This is a genomic window from Micromonospora sp. L5, assembly GCF_000177655.2.
Taxonomy (GTDB): Bacteria; Actinomycetota; Actinomycetes; order Mycobacteriales; family Micromonosporaceae; genus Micromonospora; species Micromonospora aurantiaca.
In genome coordinates this window covers 387692-405090 of sequence record NC_014815.1, presented here as the reverse complement: position 1 = coordinate 405090, position 17399 = coordinate 387692, and the positions used below count along the sequence as shown (strand labels likewise).

The window sequence follows — 17399 nt, the reverse complement described above, 5'->3', positions numbered from 1 at the left end:
AGTGGGTCTGCTCGGGCTTTCGCTGACCGCGACGGGACTGGTGGCAGGCACGTCCGCCAGCGCCGCGCCGACGCCGAAGTTGCCGGCCGCCGCCCCGTCGGTGGCCGAGCCTGCGCAGGCTGAGCACGACCTGCCCAACCCGCTCGAGGAGAAGCGGCGCGCGCTGCGCCAGGAGGGCCTCAGCGAGGTCCTGTCCGGCAGGGCGAAGGCCCAGAAGATCAACGGCAGCACGGTCGTCAAGGTCGGCGAGCGGGCTGCCGAAGGTGCCGCGGCGGGCAGGTCCGCCAAGAGCACCAAGGCCGGCAAGGGTCCGACCAAGGACCAGTACGTCGAACTCTCCCGCGAGCGGACCGACAAGATCTTCGTCATCCTCGCGGAGTTCGGCGACGAGCGGCACCCGAACTACCCGGACCAGGACACCGACCCGGACACCCCGGGCCCGTCCCGGTTCGACGGTCCGCGCGTCAACCAGATCCCGGAGCCCAACCGGGCGGTGGACAACTCCACCGTGTGGCAGGCCGACTACAGCGCCGACCACTTCCGGAAGCTGTACTTCGGCACCGCCCCCGGTGACGAGTCGGTGAAGCAGTACTACGAGGCCCAGTCCTCGGGTCGGTACAGCGTCGACGGCGAGGTCACCAACTGGGTGAGGGTGCGGTACAACGAGGCCCGCTACGGCCGTTCCGACGGCTACCCGTGCGCCTCGAACGTCTGCACCAACACCTGGGCGCTGGTCCGCGACGCCGCCAACCAGTGGGTCGCCGACCAGAAGGCGCAGGGCCGCTCCGACGCGGAGATCGCCGCGGACGTCAAGGCGATGGACGAGTGGGACCGGTACGACTTCGACGGCGACGGCAACTTCAACGAGCCGGACGGCTACATCGACCACTTCCAGATCGTCCACGCCGGCGGCGACCAGGCCGACGGTGACCCGTACCAGGGTGAGGACGCCATCTGGAGCCACCGGTGGTACGCCTTCGCCAGCGACCAGGGCAACACCGGCCCGGAGAACTTCCCGGCCGGCGGCACCCAGATCGGCAACACCGGCGTCTGGATCGGTGACTACACCATCCAGCCGGAGAACGGTGGCCGGAGCGTCTTCTACCACGAGTACGGCCACGACCTCGGTCTGCCGGACGACTACAACGTGGTCAGCGGCGGGGACAACAACAACGAGCACTGGACCCTGATGGCCCAGAGCCGGCTCGGCGCCAAGAACGACGGCGGCATCGGCGAGCGCGGTGGCGACCTCGGCGCCTGGAACAAGCTCCAGCTCGGCTGGCTCGACTACGAGGTCGTCGTGGCCGGGCAGAAGCGCACCCTGGAGCTGGGCCCGCAGGAGTACAACTCCAACAAGGCCCAGGCCGCCGTGGTGGTGCTGCCGCAGCGGGAGTACACGTTCCAGAACGGCAAGCCGTTCGAGGGTACGAAGCAGTTCTTCTCGGGCAACGACGACGACCTGAACAACACGATGACGCGCACTGTCGACCTCACCGGGAAGACCAGCGCCGCGCTGTCGATGAAGGGTCGCTACAGCATCGAGGCGGACTACGACTACCTGTTCTTCGAGGCGTCCACCGACGGTGGCCAGACCTGGACCTCGCTGGCCGGTACGGCCAACGGCACCCCGCTGAAGGAGATCTCCCCCGGGCGCTACGCCCTGGACGGCTCCAGCAACGACCAGTGGGTCGACGTCAACATCCCGATGGACGCGGTCGCCGGCAACGTCGTGCAGTTCCGGCTCCGCTACCAGACGGACGGCGGTGTCTCCGAGGGCGGCTTCTACGGTGACGCGATCACCGTGACCGCCGACGGCCAGACGGTGCTCACCGACGGCGCCGAGGCCGGTGCGAACGGCTGGACCCTCAGCGGCTTCAGCATCGTCGAGGAGACCTACACCCGTAAGTTCGACAACTACTACATCGCCGGCAACCGGTCGTACGTCTCGTACGACAAGTACCTCAAGACCGGCCCGTACTTCTTCGGCTACGCGAACACCCGCCCGGACTACGTGGACCACTACGCGTACCAGGAGGGTCTGCTGATCTCCTACTGGAACCTCCGGTTCGCGGACAACGACACGTTCGCGCACCCGGGTGAGGGTCGGAACATGATCATCGACGCGCACCCGCGGCCGATCTACAACCTGACCGGGCAGCCCTGGCGGGCCCGCGTCCAGGTCTACGACGCGCCGTTCAGCCTGAAGAAGGCCGACTCGTTCACGCTGCACCTCAACAGCCAGCCGCAGTACATCCGCGGCCAGGCGGCGCAGCCGCTGTTCGACGACACCAAGCAGTACTGGTACCCGGAGCTGCCGAACCACGGCGTCAAGCTCCCGGCCACCGGCACCAAGATCAAGGTTCTGGAGCAGAACGGCACCTCGGTGAAGGTCCGCTTCTCCTGATCCACTGATCGACGCACCACGCGATGCCCGGGCGGTTCACCCGCCCGGGCATCGCCCTTTCCGGGGAACCCGGCGTACCCCACCCGCGTCCCATCCGTTCGACACCCGCACCACGCTGCCGGCCGCTCCGCGATGGCGCTGATCGCCGGCGCGGCCGAGACGGAGGATCCGTGTCCGACGACCACCAGCCGGCCGCGAGCGGCCCCGCCTCGCCCTCCGGCCGCCCCACGCCGCTGTCCGCCACCGACCTGCCGACGCTGCGCCGGCCCGCCGGCCCGCCGAAGAGACCGACTGACAACCGGCCCACGGGCGTCGTCGCCGGCTGGATCACCCGGGGCGGTCCCGGGCCGTGCTACGGGCTGATGGACGAGAACGGCACGGAGTACGCGGTGTACGGCCCGAACGCCGGCGAGCTGCGCAAGGGCGACCTGGTCACGCTGCGGCTCACCGCGCGGGACCGCTCCGTCGACTGCGGACCCGGCATCCCGATGCGGATCATCGAGGAGTGACAGGCAGTATCGATGCCCTCACGCACCCGGTGGACGGCCGGGGATGCGGTTCCGGGTGACCGCCCGGAGAAATCCCTGATCCTGGTCACCTGCGGGGCCGGTGGGTGACCGGCGGCCCTAGGCTGTGCCCCATGACCGACCAGCGCGGCGGACCCGTCGACGAGTCCTGCGTCCTGCCCGAAGGGCCGTGGACGCACCGGTTCGTCGGCGCCAACGGCAGCCGGTTCCACGTCGTCGAGGCGGGCACCGGCCCGATGGTGCTCTTCCTGCACGGCTTCCCCGAATACTGGTACGCCTGGCGCGAGATGCTGCCGGCGGTCGCCGACGCGGGCTTCCGCGCGGTCGCTGTCGACCTGCGCGGTTACGGTGCGAGCGACAAGCCACCCCGGGGGTACGACGGCTACACGCTCGCCGCCGACGTCGCCGGCCTGATCCGGGCACTCGGTGAGCGGTCGGCCACCGTGGTCGGCACCGGCGCGGGCGGGCTCATCGGCTGGACCGCCGCCTCCTTCCACCCGACCCTGGTCCGGCGGCTCGTGGTGCTCGGCGCGCCGCATCCGCTGCGGCTGCGGGCGGCCATCTTCGCCGACCCGCGCGGCCAGTTCACCTCGGCCACCGCGACGCTGAAGTTCCAGCTCCCCCGCTACGAGCACGTACTGGCCCGCGACGGTGCCGCCGAGGTGGAGGAGATCCTGCGCCGGTGGGGTGGCCCGCGCTGGGTGTCCGGCCCGGACTTCGCCGACTACGCCCACTGCTGCCGGGTGGCGATGCAGATCCCGCAGGCCGCGTTCTGCGCGATGGAGGGCTACCGCTGGGCGTTCCGCTCCGTGCTGCGGCTGCACGGCTACCGCTTCGTGAAGCTGATGCAGAAGCCGCTGGTCACGCCGACCCTGCAACTGCACGGCGCGCTCGACCGGGCCTCGCTCCCCCGTACCGCCCAGGGCTCCGGCCGCTACGTCACCGCCCCGTACGAGTGGCGGCTGCTCGACGACGTGGGCCACTTCCCGCACGTGGAGGCCCGGGACGTGGTGCTCGGCGAGATCCTGCGCTGGGCGAAGTCCTGACTCAGACCCGCTGCTCGCCCAGGTCGGCCACCTCGGCCGCCGGCGCCCAGCCCTGATAGACGCCGAAGTCGAACGCCTCCAGCCCCATCGCCTCGGCCACCGGCCAGCGCCCGCCGGTGTACTCCAGCCGCAGCCAGCCCTCGTGCTCGGCCAGCACGATGAACGGCTGGCCCTGCCAGGTGCAGGTGGTCCGCACGTACGCCAGATCGTCGACCTCGGCGGCCGGCACCACCCGGACGTACCGGCCGGGGCGCACCTCGGTGAATCCCTCGTCCGGGCCGGGCTGGTACAGACGGATGTCGTCGCCGTCGGGGCTGGCCTGGTACTCCCGCCCCCGCCAGCGGGCCACGTAGCCGTCCCGGCTCACGCCTCGCCCGCCTTCCGCCACAGCAGCTCGTCGGTGTCCAGGACCGCGACCAGCCTGCTGTCACCGTCCGCGCCGACCCGCCACAGCTCGGCGCCGTGGGGGAGCCGGGCGCTGTCCACCTTGAACTCGGCGATCACGTCGCTGCTCTCCCCCGGCGCGAAGCCGTTGCCGCGGAACGGGGACCGCTCGATCACCCAGCCCTCCATCGCCCGCATCGCCGCCTCGTTCGGGCCGCCGTACGGGATCCGGTAGAGGCTCGGCCGGTAGGCGGGCCAGCGCAGCAGGTAGATCTCGTCGTCGTCCGGGGAGAACGGCGAACCGGGGTGGCCGAGGCCGAGCGCGCGGTACAGCTCCGCCGGGGTACGCAGGTGTGCCAGTTCCCCGGCCCGGTGCACGAATCCGGAGACCCGGTCGTAGCCACGCTCCAGGTAGTACGCGAGCTGGCTCGCCGCGATCGCCTTCTGCATGGTCACCGGCCGGTCCGCAGTGGTCGTGGGCGCCTCCGGACGCTGCCGCTCCGCCGACTGCGGCGCGGCGGCCGGCTCCGGGTCGTCGCCGAGGCCCACCTCGGCCGCCCAGTTGGCGAGCGCGAGGACCTGCTCCCCCGGGTACGTCGCGCCGACCGGGCTGCCCGGGTTGACCCGGAACGACCACGCCACGTCCGGCCACCTGCGGATGAGCTGGACGAACTTGACCCGTACCGTCTCGATCCGGCCCTCGGTGTGCTCGGCCAGGCGTTCCGGCGAGGTGTAGACCGAGACGCACCTCCCGCCGTCGACCTGGTCGGCGTGCCAGACGAAGCCGGGGTCACCCGGCCGGCTGCCGGTGGCCGAGTCGGGCGCGACCGGCAGCAGCACCCGGGCCAGCAGCAGGGTGGTGAGGAAGCCGTCGGTGCTGCCGCTGCCCGCGGCGGCCAGCAGGTCCTCCTCGACGTCGTTCGCCGGTACGAACTCGGCGGCCGATTCGTCGCCTGACGGCTGATCGTCAGTCGTTTCGGAGGCCGCGGGCCCCGCCGTGTCCGGCGCCTGCGTGGACAGCGCCACGGTCGGCTCACCGGGCGCGAACAGCGACGTGGTGACCTGTTCGTCGCCGGTCGCCGGCTCGAAGAGGGACACGGTCGGCTGTTCCGCCGGCACGGGGTCGGACAGCGACGCGGTCGGCTCGGCCGGCGGGCTGGTCAGTGGCGCAGTGGGGTCGTCCGGCGCGGGGTCCGACAGCGACGTCGTCGACTCGGACGGCACCGGATCGAACAACGAAACGGTCGGCTCGGCCGGTGCCGGGTCGAACAGCGAGACCGTCGGCTCGGCCGACGGCGACGGCGCGGTGGCGTCCGCTGCGGGAGCCGGCGGCTCGAACAGCGACGCCGTGGGCTCGGACTCCGTCGTGAGCGACACCGTCGGCTCGGCCTCGCCCGGGCCGGCCGGCGGCGCGGTCGGCCCGGTCGGCACCCGGTCGAACAACGAGACAGTCGGCTCGGCCGGGGCCGACGGCGTGAACAGCGGCGCGGTGGCCTCGCCTGCCGGGGACGGCGGCTCGAACAGCGACCTCGTGGGCTCGGACTCCGACGCGAGCGACACGGCCGGCTCGTCGCGCGGCGCACTCCGGTCCGTGGCGCCGGTGGCCCCGGCATGGGCCGGCGTCGGCTCGGTGAGGTTCACCGTGTCGTCGGCGACCGGCGGGTCCACGGGAAGCGGCACCGTCGGGTCGGTGGTGCCGGCCCACGGCGTGGCCGCCCTCTCGGCCGGTTCCGCGCGCACCGGACCGGTCGGCTGCGCCGACCAGGGCGGCGCGGGCTCGGTCAGGTCGCGGGCCTCGATGACGGTGCCCTCGATGACGATGGGTGTGAAGTCGCGGCGTGAGGCGGGCGGCGCGGAGACCGGTTCGGCGATCGACGGAGGCAGCTCCTCCACCGGCTCGTCGATCGTCTCCCACCGCGTCGTCTCGCCCTCGGTGCCGCCCGGGGCGGTCTCCCATCCGTCAGCAGCGGCGGCGGTAGCGGGGCCGGCGTCCGCCGCGGTGGCCGGTCCGGCGTGCCGCCGGGGCAGCGCCTCGGTGGCGTCCTCGGACGGGCGGGTCGGCCGGAACGCCTGAGTCGCCTCCTCCGACCGGGGCACTCGCGACGGCTCGTCCGTCCGGGCCGGGAAGGCGTGGGTCGGGCCCTCGCGTACCGGCTCGTTCAGCGGCCGTCGGCGCGGGAACGGCTGCCCGCCGGCGAACCGCGTCGGCGGGGTGGCCCGGTCGCCGGCCCGGCGCGACGGGTCCAGCGGCGACGGGCGCCGGGCCGAGCGGCCACCGGACGAGGGTTCGAAGAAGGAGCGGGACGGCGGCGGCGCGGAGGCATCCGGTGGCTCGTCGACGGGTGCCGCCGGGGCGGTGGTGAACGGGTCCGGCTCGTCCGGCCGGCGGCGCAGATCGGTGAGCCAGCCGTCGAGGGCGTCCGCATCCGACTCGGTGCCGGGGGCGGTCCGGCTCGGGACGTCGCCGTCCGGCGCCCGGCGGCGGGGCGGCACGGTGGGCATCCGCCGCCCCAGGACCGAGGCGGCCCGCATCGGCACCGTGGGCGGCTCGTCGGTCTTCATCAGCCGCTCGTCCCGGCCGGGCGCGCCGGCAACCGTCGGCACGACCGGAGGCGGAACAGCCGGAGGCGGCACCGCGGGCGGCGGCACGAGCGGAGGCGGCACAGCGGCCGGCGGGACGGCGGCGGAAGGCACCGGAGCAGGCGTGACAGCAGCCGGCGGGACGGGCACGGCCGCCGGACGGGGCGCGGCCTCGGGCACCGCGTTCCGGGCTCCCCGGGTGGCGTTCTCCACCCGTTCCAGCCGGGCACGGGCGCCCATGGTGCGGCCGGGCAGCCGGACGTCGCCCCGGGACAGCTGAGCCACGTACCAGGCGGGCAGGTAGCCCTCGATCGGCAGGCCGGGATTGACCGCCAGCCACCACTCGGGGTTGGGCCAGCCGGCCGCCAGATCCGGGTAGGGGACGCGGCGGGTGGGGCCCGCGTTCTCCCCCAGGCTCGCACGCAGCGCGGCGACGGAGGTGAAGGCCAGCACGTGGGTGCGACCCCCGGAGGTCCAGGTGCCCCACCCGGCGGTCGGTCCGTTCGCGACCGGAAGCAAGAGATCGACACGGGTCAGCGCACGGAAGTACTGCTGCTGGTCCTGGGCGCGCAGCGCGTCCCGCATCGCCACCTCGGCCTCGGTGGCCGGCTCCCATCCGGTCACGGCCACCTCTCCTTCCGCGAACAGGCCACAGGCATCGCATACAACCTACAAGGTGGCAGCAAGATCAGGACTTCTGGCCATCGACGGTCGGCCCCGACGTGAGTGAGCCGCTAACATCCCGTTCCGGAGCCGACACGTTACGGAGGTCGTCGATGTCTCGGCCAGTCGCGTACCCCGTCGTGGCCGCCCTGGCGACGCTCCTCGTCGCCGGGGTTCCGGCCGCTCCGGCGACGGCTCGCGCACCCGCCGGCTGCGCCTCGCCGCCCGCGCCGGCCCGCCCGGTGGCGGACCAGCCGTGGCCGCAGCAGCGGTACGCCCCGGAACGGCTCACCCCCCTCGCAACGGGGGCCGGGGTCGTGGTCGCGGTCGTCGACTCGGGAGTGGACCGGTCCCACCCGCAGCTGGCCGGTCGCGTCCTCGACGGCGCCGACTTCCTCGATCGGAGCGGGGACGGCACCCAGGACTGCGCCGGGCACGGCACCGGGGTGGCGAGCATCATCGCCGCCGCGCCGCAGCCCGGCGTCGCGTTCCGCGGCCTCGCGCCGGACGCACGCATCCTGCCGGTACGGGTGAGCGAGCAGCAGGTGGTCGACGGGCGGGAGTCGGGGCGTACCGTCGACGCGGCCGGGTTCGCCCGGGCCATCCGCTGGGCCGTGGACCACGACGCCGACGTGCTCAACCTCTCGGTCGTGCTGTACGCGGACGACCCGGCCGTACGCGCCGCCGTCGCCTACGCGGTGCGGCGGGACGTGGTGGTGGTGGCCGCCGCCGGCAACCTGCACGACAACGGCGATCCCCGGCCCTACCCGGCGGCGTACGACGGGGTGCTCGGCGTCGGCGCGATCGGGCGGGACGGGACACGCTCGGCGTTCTCCCAGACCGGCTCGTACGTGGACGTGGTCGCCCCTGGTAGCGAGGTGCTGATGGCGGCGCCCAGGTCGGGCCACCAGCGGGCGGAGGGGACCAGCTACGCCACTCCGTTCGTGGCGGGTACTGCCGCGTTGCTGCGCCAGTACCGGCCCCGGCTGAGCGCGGCCGAGGTGGCCGGCCTGATCGTGGCCGCCGCCGACCCGGCGCCCGGGCGGGACGCGGGCTACGGCGCGGGGGTGCTCAACCCGTACCGGGCGGTGACCGAGTCGGCCGGCGCGACCGATTCCCGCACCCGGCCGGGGGCGGCGCTTCCCGCCGAGCGGCCCGATCCGGCCGCACTGGCCCGCCAGTCCCGCCGGGACACGGCCCGGGACCGGGCGCTGCTGGCCGCCGCCGTCGCGGGCGGGGCGGTGGCACTGGTGGCGGCGCTCGCCCTGGTGCTGCCGCGCGGCGCACGCAGGCGCTGGCGGGCGGCGGACCCGGCAGTTCCGAGCTGATCGCCGGCCACGCGCGAAGCCGCGCGGCCCGGGTCACCTGCCCGGGCCGCGCGGCGTCGGTTCACTGGAACAGGTTGGCGTTGCGCTTCTCGGTGTCGAGGTAGTCGGTCGCGGAGTCCTCGACGGCGAGCTTGATGTCACGCAGCATCGCCTGGAGGTCCTGCGAGGCGGCCCGCCACCGGGACTGCCGCACCTCGTACGCCTCGCGGGCCTCGCCGTTCCAGCTCGCCACCAGTGGGGCGGCGTCGCGTTCGAGCTGACCGAGCTGACTCTCCAGCGTGGACAGCGCCCGTTGGATGTCGGCGCCCGCCTGTTGCAGGGCGGCGAAGTTGACGACCAGCACACCGTGCTCCATGGATTCGATCCTTCCGGTTGTCAGAGCGGCAGCTGGATGCCGCGGTTGGTGCCCGCCACCCGGCCGGCGGCCTCGGTGTCGGCGACGTCGTAGTGGCGGCCGGCGCTGCGGATCGCGGTCGCGGTCTCGCGCAGCGCCCGCTGAAGGGCTGCCTGGTCCTGCGCCCACTGCTGCTTGACCTGCGCGAACGATCGCCCACCGGCACCCCGCCAGGCCTGCTGCAACACCTCCAGCTCGGCCATCAGGCCGCTGAGCATGGTCTGGAGCGACTGGTCGACCTGCTCGAACTTCGCGGCGGTCTGCTGCATCACCGCGGCTTCTGCCTGGGTCTGGGACATCCCGGACGTCACCTCGTCTCCTCGGTCGTGGCTGGCCACCGTGTGACCACCGTGGACTCGTCGGCGGGGGTCCGGGGCCGGTGGAGGGGGAAGCCCGGTGGCGGCGGACACGCAACTCGACGATTTCGTCGCTGACGGTAGCCGCCCGACTCCGGTTCTGCTACCCCCTCGGGCTCCCCTGTGGACAACCCGCCCACTACGATGAGCCACGGCAGCGTCACGCGGAGACCCGGCGAGGAGGTGCGGTGACCGCGAGCACGTCCGAGCGGCCCGCGTCCGTCCCGGTCCGCACGTCACAGTGGACGAGTCGTCCGACCGCTCGCCTGCGCGCCGGCCAGATCGTGGCCACCCAGGTCGCGGCGGCGGTGCTGGTCGCAGCCGCCGGGCGGGGTGTCGTGCCGACGGCCGTCGCGCTGCTGTCGGCGGCCCTGCTGCTGCCGGCCGCGTGGGTCCGGGTGCGCGGCCGCTGGCTGCACGAGTGGCTCGTCACCGCTGCCGCGTACGTGACGCGGCGGCGCGCCCTGCCACCGGCGGCCGATCCGGCGGCGCTGCTGGGGCTGCTCCGGCCGGGCTCGGTGGTCGGCGCGACCGAGGCGTCCGGCGGGGCGGCCGTGCTGCACGACGCCGCCGGGCTGACCGCCCTCCTGGAGCTGGGCGACCCGGACGACCTGCTCGGCGACCACGCGCACGAGCTGCCCACGCCGTTCGACCTGCTTCCCCCGGCCGGTCCGGACGCCCCCGCGATCCGGCTGCAACTGGTGTTCTCGTCGTCGCCCGCACCGGTGCCCGCGGTTGCCGGCGGTCCGGCCGGGACGTCGTACCGCCAGCTCACCGACGGGCGGGTGGCCGCGCGGGCACGGGTGGTGCTGGTCGTCCAGGTGCTGCGCGCAGACGGCTGGCCGGACGAGGACCTGTTGCGGGCACTGTCCGGCACCCTGCGGCGACTCGTCCGCCGGCTCGGCCCGCTCACCGCCCGGCCGCTGGGCGGCGACGCGGCGCTGCGGGTGATCGCCGAACTTGCCCACCACGAACCCGGCGCCCCGGTACGGGAGACCTGGCCGCTGCTCACTGTCGGTGGCTTGACGCAGGCCACCTGGCGACTGCGCCGGTGGCCGGATCCGCGTGGCGAGGCGGCCCGAGGGCTGGTGGGCCGCCTGCTCGCACTGCCCGCGACCGCCACCACAGTCGCGCTCACAGCCGGTCCGCGCACCGGCACCGCGCCGGTCCCGGCCGAGCTGGCGGTACGGGTGGCGGCCGGGAGCGCGGCCGGGCTGTCGACGGCGGAACGCACGCTGCGCCGGATCGCCGGTGACGTCGGCGGCGAGTTGCGCCGGCTCGACGGTGAGCACCTCGCCGGGCTGGCCGCCACGCTGCCGTTGGCGGTGACCGGCGGTGCCGCGTCCCCGGCCGGGTCGCCTCCGCCCGCGCTGGACCTGCCCTCGGCCACCGCCGGCCTGATGGTGGGCGCGAACCGGCACGGCGCCGCACTCACCGTCCGCCTGTTCCGCCCGGCCACGACCCGGGTGCTGCTCGTGGGCGGCGTGCCCGCGGCGCAACTGCTCGTGCTGCGGGCGCTGGCGCTCGGCGCGCGCGTGGTGGTGCAGACCGGCCGCCCCCGCTTCTGGGAGCCGTTCGTGCGGGGTGTCGGGACGGTCGGCGGCGGCGTACCGCTGCTCCCGCCGGGCCGTCCGGCCGGTGGCGCGCCCGGCTCGCCGCTGCACCCGCTGCTGGTGGTGGTGGACGCCGGCCCGGTGCCGCCGGAGGCCGGACCGGCAGCCGCCTGGCAGTCGGTGCTGGTGGTCCGCGACGAGCTGACCTCGGCCGACACGCCCGCGCTGGCCCGCGCCGACCTGGCGATCCTCCAGCCGCTCGACCCGGACGAGGCCGCGCTGGCGGGCGCGGCGCTGGGCCTGGGCGGCTCCGCCGAGTGGCTCACCCGGATCCGCGACGACATGGTGGCTGTGGTCAACCGGCGGGCCCTGCGCTGGGCGCTACTCTCGCCCACACCTGTCGAGTCGCAACTGGTCGGTCGCCCGGCCCGGCACTGACGAGCCGCCCCGCCGCGTACCAGGTCGAGCCTTCCCCTGGTGGTACGGCCGTGGCACGATCCCGGCCATGGATTTCCTGAAGGGTCTTCTGATTCGCGTGGGTTCGACGGCGGTGGCGTTCTGGCTCGCCACCCTGCTCATCCCGGGCATCTCGCTCGACTCCGACTCGGCCACCGAGACGGTGATCACGCTGGTGCTCGTCGCGGTCATCTTCGGTGTGGTGAACGCGGTGCTCCAGCCGATCATCAAGACCGTGGGGTGCGGCTTCTACCTGCTGACCCTCGGCCTGATCGCGCTCGTGGTGAACGGCCTGCTCTTCCTGCTCACCAGCTGGATCGCCGGTGAGGCCGGACTGCCCTTCCACGTGGACGGGTTCTGGCCGGAGGCGGTGCTGGGCGCGCTCTTCGTCGGCATCGTCACCTGGATCCTCGGCGCCGTCCTCGACCGCGACTGACACCGGACCCCGGCCGGCCGCCGTCGCGGCCGGCCGGGGCCACCAGGCCAGCCGTAGGGAATTGGCTGGCGAGGGCCCCGGCCGGGGGTACTAGCCTCGGCCGGGTGTTCACCCTGACCCGCGCGGACGGCTACGAGATCAGCACCGACCCGGATCGGATTGACCTGGACCGGGTGCACGTCTGGCTCTCCACCGACGCGTACTGGGCGCTGGGGCGGGAGCGGGAGACGGTGGCGCGCGCGTTCACCGGCTCGATCGGCTTCGGCGTCTACCGGCCGGGTGACGGACGGCAGGTCGCTGTCGCCCGGGTGGTCACCGACGGGGCCACGTTCGCCTGGCTGTGCGACGTGTACGTGGACCCGGCCGAGCGGGGTAGCGGGCTGGGCACCTGGCTGGCCGGCGCGGTCCGCGACCACCTGAACGAGCTGGGCGTACGCCGGATCCTGCTGGCCACGCTCGACGCGCACGGGGTCTACGCGAAGATCGGCTTCAAGCCGGTCGCAGCGGATCGGTGGATGGAGCTGGATCAGCGGGTGACGCCGGTCACCGATAAGGACCAAGATAAGGATCCACCACTTACGGTGGAGCGGTGAACCAGCTCCGGCTCGGCTACCTGTACGGCGTCGGCGCGTACCTGATCTGGGGTTTCTTCCCGATCTACCTGAAGCTGCTGCGCCCGGCCGGGCCGGTGGAGATCCTCGCGCACCGGATCCTCTGGTCGGTGGCGTTCGTGGCGTTGCTGCTGGCCGCCACGCGGCACGCCGGCTTCCTGCGCAAGCTGGCCCGGCGACCCCGGGCGCTCGCCGGTATCGGGCTCGCCGCCGCGCTGATCGCCGTCAACTGGGGCACGTACATCTACGGCGTGAACTCCGACCGGGTCGTGGAGACGGCGCTCGGTTACTTCATCAACCCGCTGGTGTCGGTGCTGTTCGGCGTCCTGGTGCTGCGGGAACGGCTGCGTCGCGCCCAGTGGGCGGCGCTCGGCGTGGGTGCGCTCGCGGTCGCGGTGCTCACCGTCGACTACGGCCGCCTGCCCTGGCTGGCGCTCACCCTGGCGTTCAGCTTCGCCGGGTACGGGCTGGTCAAGAAGCAGCTCGCGCTGCCCGCCACGGAAGGGCTGTTCGTCGAGTCGGCGGTGCTGGCGCTGCCCGCACTGGCGTACCTGGGGTGGCTGTCGGCGCGCGGCGACTCGACGTTCGGGCACGTCTCGGCCGGGCACACCGCGCTGCTGGTGCTGGCGGGGGCTGCCACCGCGATCCCGCTGCTGCTGTTCGCCGGGGCGGCGAACCGGCTGCCGCTGTCCACTGTCGGCATGCTGCAGTATCTCGCGCCGATCCTCCAGCTCGGCTGCGGCGTGCTGATCTTCCACGAGCCGATGCCGCCGGCCCGGCTGGCCGGTTTCGCCCTGGTCTGGCTCGCCCTGGTGGTCTTCACCGCCGACGCCCTGCGCCACTCCCACCGCACCCGCCAGGCCGCCCGCACCCCGACCGCCCCCACCCCCACCCCGTCCCGCTGATCTTGCACTTACCGCCCCGGCGAAAGGGGCGAACCAGCCGCACCAAGGGCCGCAAGTGCAAGATCAACGGGGAGAGCGGGCGGGGGCAGGGTCAGCGCAGGTCGTAGGCCAGGACGGGGGCGTTTGTTCCTCGGAGCAGCTCCAGGCGGACCAGCTCGCCCTTGGTGAAGCGGGTGACGCCGGAGAAGCGCAGGTCGTCACCGGGGGCGGCGAGCCACGAGCCGATCTGCTCCGTCGCGCCGTCCGGGCCGTGCGCCACCAGCCGGAACGTGTACGCCTCCCGGTGCCCGGCCCGCCTGTCGTACCCGCAGTGCATGGTGACCTCGGTGCCCCACGGCGTCTCGGTCAGCCCCACCTCGGCGTGCACCGGCACCGTCCCGGCCACCGGCCGCATCGAGGCCAGCGCCACCGGCGGCTTCGACGGCTCGGCCGGCGACTGCACGAGTCCCACCCCGACGCCCGCCAGCACCGCGAGCGCGGCGGCGGCGAGCGCTGTCAGCGCGTACCGTCGGCGGGAGCGGGACCGCTCGCGGCGCTTGCGCTCGCGCGCGGCGTCGAGCAGCGCGGGCACCCGCGACGTCTCCGGCCCGACCTCCAGGAACTGCTCCAGCCCGGCCGGGTCGAGCCGCCCCAGCAGGCCGGGCAGCACGGCGATCTCGGCCACCGCCTCCCGGCACTGCGCGCACCCGGCCAGGTGCCGCTCGTAGGCGACCCGGTCCGCCGGGGCGAGGGCACCGAGCACGTACGCCCCGTCGTCGTGCGCGAACTCGCAGCGTGTCACCCGGTCACCCCCATCTCGGCCAGCGCCAACCGTAGTGAGCGCAGCGCGTAGTGGGTACGCGACTTCACCGTCCCCGGCGGTACGCCCAGCCGTGCCGCCGCCTCCGCCACCGAACGTCCCTGGTAGAAGCACTCGACGAGCACCTCCCGGTGGGTCGGGCTGAGCCGGTTGAGCGCCTCGGCCACGGTCCACGCCTCCACCGCGCGCTCCGTCTCGTCGACCGTCTCGGCGGTCTCGGGCAGTTCGTCCGTGTAGACCTCGCCGACGCGGGCCGAGCGCCGCCGCCAGGCGTCGATCGCCAGGTTCCGCGCGGTGGTGAACAGCCAGGCGCGTACCGAGCCGCGTCGCGGGTCCAACGACTCGGGGTGCCGCCAGGCGCGCAGGAGCGTCTCCTGCACCAGGTCCTCGGCCCGGGGCCGATCGCCGTTGACCAGCCGCAGGGCGTGCGCGTACAACGCGTCGGCATGCTCGTCGTGCAGCGCGCGCAGCAGTTGGGCGTCGTGGTCGCTGATGGCGGTACCTCGCTTCCGGCGGCGGGGAAACCGGCGATGCGTTCGCCCTTCCATACGTGCCGTGACGCCGAACGGTTCATCCGCAGGTCAACGCGGAGCTGTTCACGTCCGGTTCAGGTCCGGGCCGATCCCCGCTCACCGTGCCCTGGCAGCGTCCGGCGGGTGAGCGCCCGGGCCGTCTCGCCCGCGCGCCTTCCGACGTTGAGATCAGGAGGCTCCACCTCATGAGCGACCGGCCTCGCCTGCTTCCGCTGCTGGGTGGCACCCGCCACGGCAGCCGCGACGCGATGACCTGTCTGTACCGGTGCGGCAACGCGTGTGACCACCCGGTGCCGAACCCGACCGACAACCCGTACTTCGGCGACGTGGTCGACACCGAGATCTCCCGGCGCGGCGTGGTCCGGGCCGGCGCGGTCGGCGCGCTGGTGCTCGGCTTCGGCGGCGCCGCCGCGGGCGCGCTCGCCGGCGCCGCGCCGGCCGCCGCCGCACCCGCCGCCCCGCCCGTGCCCGGCGGCGGCGAGGTCTCGCCCGCCGGCGCGGGCCGCCCTGGTAGCGGCGCGTTGACGTTCAAGCCGATCCCGCCGAACAAGCTCGACACCCTCGTGGTCCCCAACGGGTACGACCACTCCGTGGTGATCCGCTGGGGTGACGAGGTCGTGCCCGGCGCGCCCGCGTTCAGCCTCGGCCGGCAGACCGCCGCCGCCCAGTCCAAGCAGTTCGGCTACAACAACGACTTCGTCGGGGTGCTCCCGATCGACCGTCGGCGCGCGCTGCTCGTGGTGAACCACGAGTACACCAACGAGGACCTCATGTTCCCCGGCTTCACCAGCCAGGACGCGCTCACAGTGGAGCAGTTGCGGGTGGCGATGGCCGCGCACGGCATGTCCGTGGTGGAGCTGGAGCGGGTGGAGAACACCGGGCAGTGGCAGCCGGTACGGCGTGGCCGGCGGGAGTACAACCGCCGGGTCACGGCGCTGGCGACGAAGTTCGAGCTGACCGGCCCGGCCGCCGGCTCGTCGTGGCTGCGTACCGCCGCCGACCCGAAGGGCCGGACGGTGATCGGCACGCTCAACAACTGCGCCGGTGGCGTCACCCCGTGGGGCACGGTGCTCTCCGGCGAGGAGAACTTCAACCAGTACTTCGTCGGCGGAGACGGCGCGCCGGAGGAGCAGAAGCCGAAGCTGGCCCGGTACGGCATCCCGACCGACGTGCGCCACCCGAGCGGCAGCCGCAAGTGGGAGCGGGCGGACGAGCGCTTCGACCTGGCCAAGCACCCCAACGAGGCGAACCGGTTCGGCTGGATCGTCGAGATCGACCCGTTCGACCCGCAGGCCAAGCCGCGCAAGCACACCGCGCTGGGCCGGTTCAAGCACGAGGGCGCAAACGTCATCGTGGCGCGCAACGGCCGGGTGGTCGCGTACATGGGCGACGACGAGCGCTTCGACTACCTCTACAAGTTCGTCTCGGACAAGAAGTTCATGCCGGGGAAGTCCTCGGTGGCGCGGCGGCACAACCTGACGCTGCTGGAGTCGGGCACGCTCTACGTCGCGAAGATCGAGGGCGACAGCCCGGCCGCCGAGATCGACGGTTCCGGCAAGCTCCCGGCCGACGGTGGGTTCGGCGGCCGGGGCCGCTGGATCAAGCTGGTCAGCGGCAACCGCTCGTACGTCGACGGCATGACCGCCGCGGACGTGCTCACCTTCACCCGGCTGGCCGGGGACAAGGTCGGCGCCACCAAGATGGACCGGCCCGAGGACGTCGAGCCGAGCCTGCTCACCGGCAAGGTCTACGTGGCGCTGACGAACAACAGCGACCGCGGCAAGGCCGGCAAGGCGCCCGCCGACGAGGCGAACCCGCGCAACAGCAACAAGCACGGGCAGATCCTGGAGCTGGTCGAGGACCGCGGCGACAACACCGCCGAGACCTTCGCCTGGTCGCTGCCGATCGTCTGCGGCGACCCGGCCGACGCCTCGACCTACTTCGCGGGGTACGACAAGACGAAGGTCTCCCCGATCTCCTGCCCGGACAACGTCGCCTTCGACGCCACCGGCAACCTGTGGATCTCGACCGACGGCAACGCGCTGGGCAGCAACGACGGCCTGTTCGCCACCGCCGTCGAGGGTCCGGAGCGGGGCCACCTGAAGCAGTTCCTCACCGTGCCGCTCGGCGCGGAGACCTGCGGCCCGTTCATCACCGGCGACAACCGTTCGGTCTTCGTGGCCGTGCAGCACCCGGGCGAGGTTTCCGGCGCGTCGGTGGAGAACCCCGCCTCCACCTGGCCGGACGGCGACTTCGCCAAGCCCGGCGTGGTGGTCACCTGGCGCCTCGACGGCGGCCCGGTCGGTAGCTGACCCACCCCGGGGGCGGTCCGGCGCTGGACCGCCCCGCGAGGGGCCGCCGACCCACCAGGTCGGCGGCCCCTCGTCAGTTCTCGGAGGCGGTCCCGGCGGGGATCGGCGCGCG

General features: G+C 73.6%; 15 protein-coding genes. 9 read left to right on the top strand and 6 right to left on the bottom strand.

Features of this window, described 5'->3' with window-relative positions; genetic code table 11:
* Position 1: 1 nt before the first annotated feature.
* The 3 genes from ML5_RS02045 to ML5_RS02035 all read left to right on the top strand — a co-directional run bounded on the left by ML5_RS02045 (position 2) and on the right by ML5_RS02035 (position 3977).
* Entirely contained in the window at positions 2 to 2404 is a 2403-nt protein-coding gene (locus ML5_RS02045; RefSeq protein WP_030274498.1) for an immune inhibitor A domain-containing protein, read from the top strand.
* A 170-nt stretch (positions 2405 to 2574) separates the two neighbouring features.
* A complete protein-coding gene (locus ML5_RS02040; protein ID WP_013473570.1) occupies positions 2575 to 2913 on the top strand; it encodes a hypothetical protein in 339 nt (112 codons plus the stop codon).
* 131 nt (positions 2914 to 3044) lie between these two features.
* The gene (locus tag ML5_RS02035) at positions 3045 to 3977 is read left to right on the top strand and encodes an alpha/beta fold hydrolase (RefSeq protein WP_013283630.1); all 933 of its coding nucleotides are present in this window, start codon (positions 3045 to 3047) and stop codon (positions 3975 to 3977) included.
* A 1-nt stretch (position 3978) separates the two neighbouring features.
* Here the strand turns inward: ML5_RS02035 and ML5_RS02030 are convergent, their stop codons facing one another.
* Together ML5_RS02030 and ML5_RS02025 are read right to left on the bottom strand one after the other, a co-directional pair.
* On the bottom strand, positions 3979 to 4344 hold the full coding sequence (locus tag ML5_RS02030) for a hypothetical protein (protein ID WP_013283629.1): 366 nt from the start codon (positions 4342 to 4344) through the stop codon (positions 3979 to 3981).
* A complete protein-coding gene (locus tag ML5_RS02025) occupies positions 4341 to 7565 on the bottom strand; it encodes an SseB family protein (RefSeq protein ID WP_013473569.1) in 3225 nt (1074 codons plus the stop codon). Before ML5_RS02025 ends, ML5_RS02030 begins: the two co-directional genes overlap by 4 nt.
* Positions 7566 to 7717: 152 nt before the next feature.
* Between ML5_RS02025 and mycP the strand changes: the two genes are divergently transcribed.
* Complete coding sequence (gene mycP, locus ML5_RS02020; protein WP_013473568.1) at positions 7718 to 8932, top strand: type VII secretion-associated serine protease mycosin; 1215 nt, start codon at positions 7718 to 7720, stop codon at positions 8930 to 8932.
* A 61-nt stretch (positions 8933 to 8993) separates the two neighbouring features.
* On the opposite strand, the gene ML5_RS02015 is transcribed toward mycP, so the two are convergent.
* Positions 8994 to 9287 (bottom strand): WXG100 family type VII secretion target, encoded by a 294-nt coding sequence (locus ML5_RS02015; protein WP_013473567.1) that lies wholly within the window; start codon positions 9285 to 9287, stop codon positions 8994 to 8996.
* A gap of 20 nt (positions 9288 to 9307) precedes the next feature.
* Positions 9308 to 9625 carry a WXG100 family type VII secretion target gene (locus ML5_RS02010; RefSeq protein ID WP_041784049.1) on the bottom strand — a complete coding sequence of 106 codons (318 nt, stop codon included), beginning with the start codon at positions 9623 to 9625 and terminating at the stop codon, positions 9308 to 9310.
* Between the two features lie 245 nt (positions 9626 to 9870).
* Between ML5_RS02010 and eccE the strand changes: the two genes are divergently transcribed.
* The 4 genes from eccE to rarD all read left to right on the top strand — a co-directional run bounded on the left by eccE (position 9871) and on the right by rarD (position 13643).
* The gene (eccE, locus tag ML5_RS02005; RefSeq protein ID WP_013473565.1) at positions 9871 to 11673 is read left to right on the top strand and encodes a type VII secretion protein EccE; all 1803 of its coding nucleotides are present in this window, start codon (positions 9871 to 9873) and stop codon (positions 11671 to 11673) included.
* A gap of 67 nt (positions 11674 to 11740) precedes the next feature.
* Positions 11741 to 12127, top strand: coding sequence for a phage holin family protein (locus tag ML5_RS02000; protein ID WP_013283623.1), 387 nt, complete (start codon positions 11741 to 11743; stop codon positions 12125 to 12127).
* A gap of 104 nt (positions 12128 to 12231) precedes the next feature.
* Entirely contained in the window at positions 12232 to 12720 is a 489-nt protein-coding gene (locus ML5_RS01995) for a GNAT family N-acetyltransferase (RefSeq protein WP_013283622.1), read from the top strand.
* Positions 12717 to 13643, top strand: a complete 927-nt coding sequence (rarD, locus tag ML5_RS01990; protein WP_013473564.1) for an EamA family transporter RarD — start codon at positions 12717 to 12719, stop codon at positions 13641 to 13643. The genes ML5_RS01995 and rarD overlap by 4 nt, the downstream gene beginning before the upstream one ends.
* 91 nt (positions 13644 to 13734) lie before the next feature.
* Here the strand turns inward: rarD and ML5_RS01985 are convergent, their stop codons facing one another.
* Both ML5_RS01985 and ML5_RS01980 read right to left on the bottom strand, forming a co-directional pair.
* Positions 13735 to 14424 (bottom strand): anti-sigma factor, encoded by a 690-nt coding sequence (locus ML5_RS01985; protein ID WP_013473563.1) that lies wholly within the window; start codon positions 14422 to 14424, stop codon positions 13735 to 13737.
* The gene (locus tag ML5_RS01980; RefSeq protein WP_013283619.1) at positions 14421 to 14990 is read right to left on the bottom strand and encodes a sigma-70 family RNA polymerase sigma factor; all 570 of its coding nucleotides are present in this window, start codon (positions 14988 to 14990) and stop codon (positions 14421 to 14423) included. The genes ML5_RS01985 and ML5_RS01980 overlap by 4 nt, the downstream gene beginning before the upstream one ends.
* Positions 14991 to 15160: 170 nt before the next feature.
* Between ML5_RS01980 and ML5_RS01975 the strand changes: the two genes are divergently transcribed.
* Positions 15161 to 17287, top strand: a complete 2127-nt coding sequence (locus tag ML5_RS01975; RefSeq protein ID WP_013473562.1) for a PhoX family phosphatase — start codon at positions 15161 to 15163, stop codon at positions 17285 to 17287.
* Positions 17288 to 17399 lie beyond the last annotated feature (112 nt).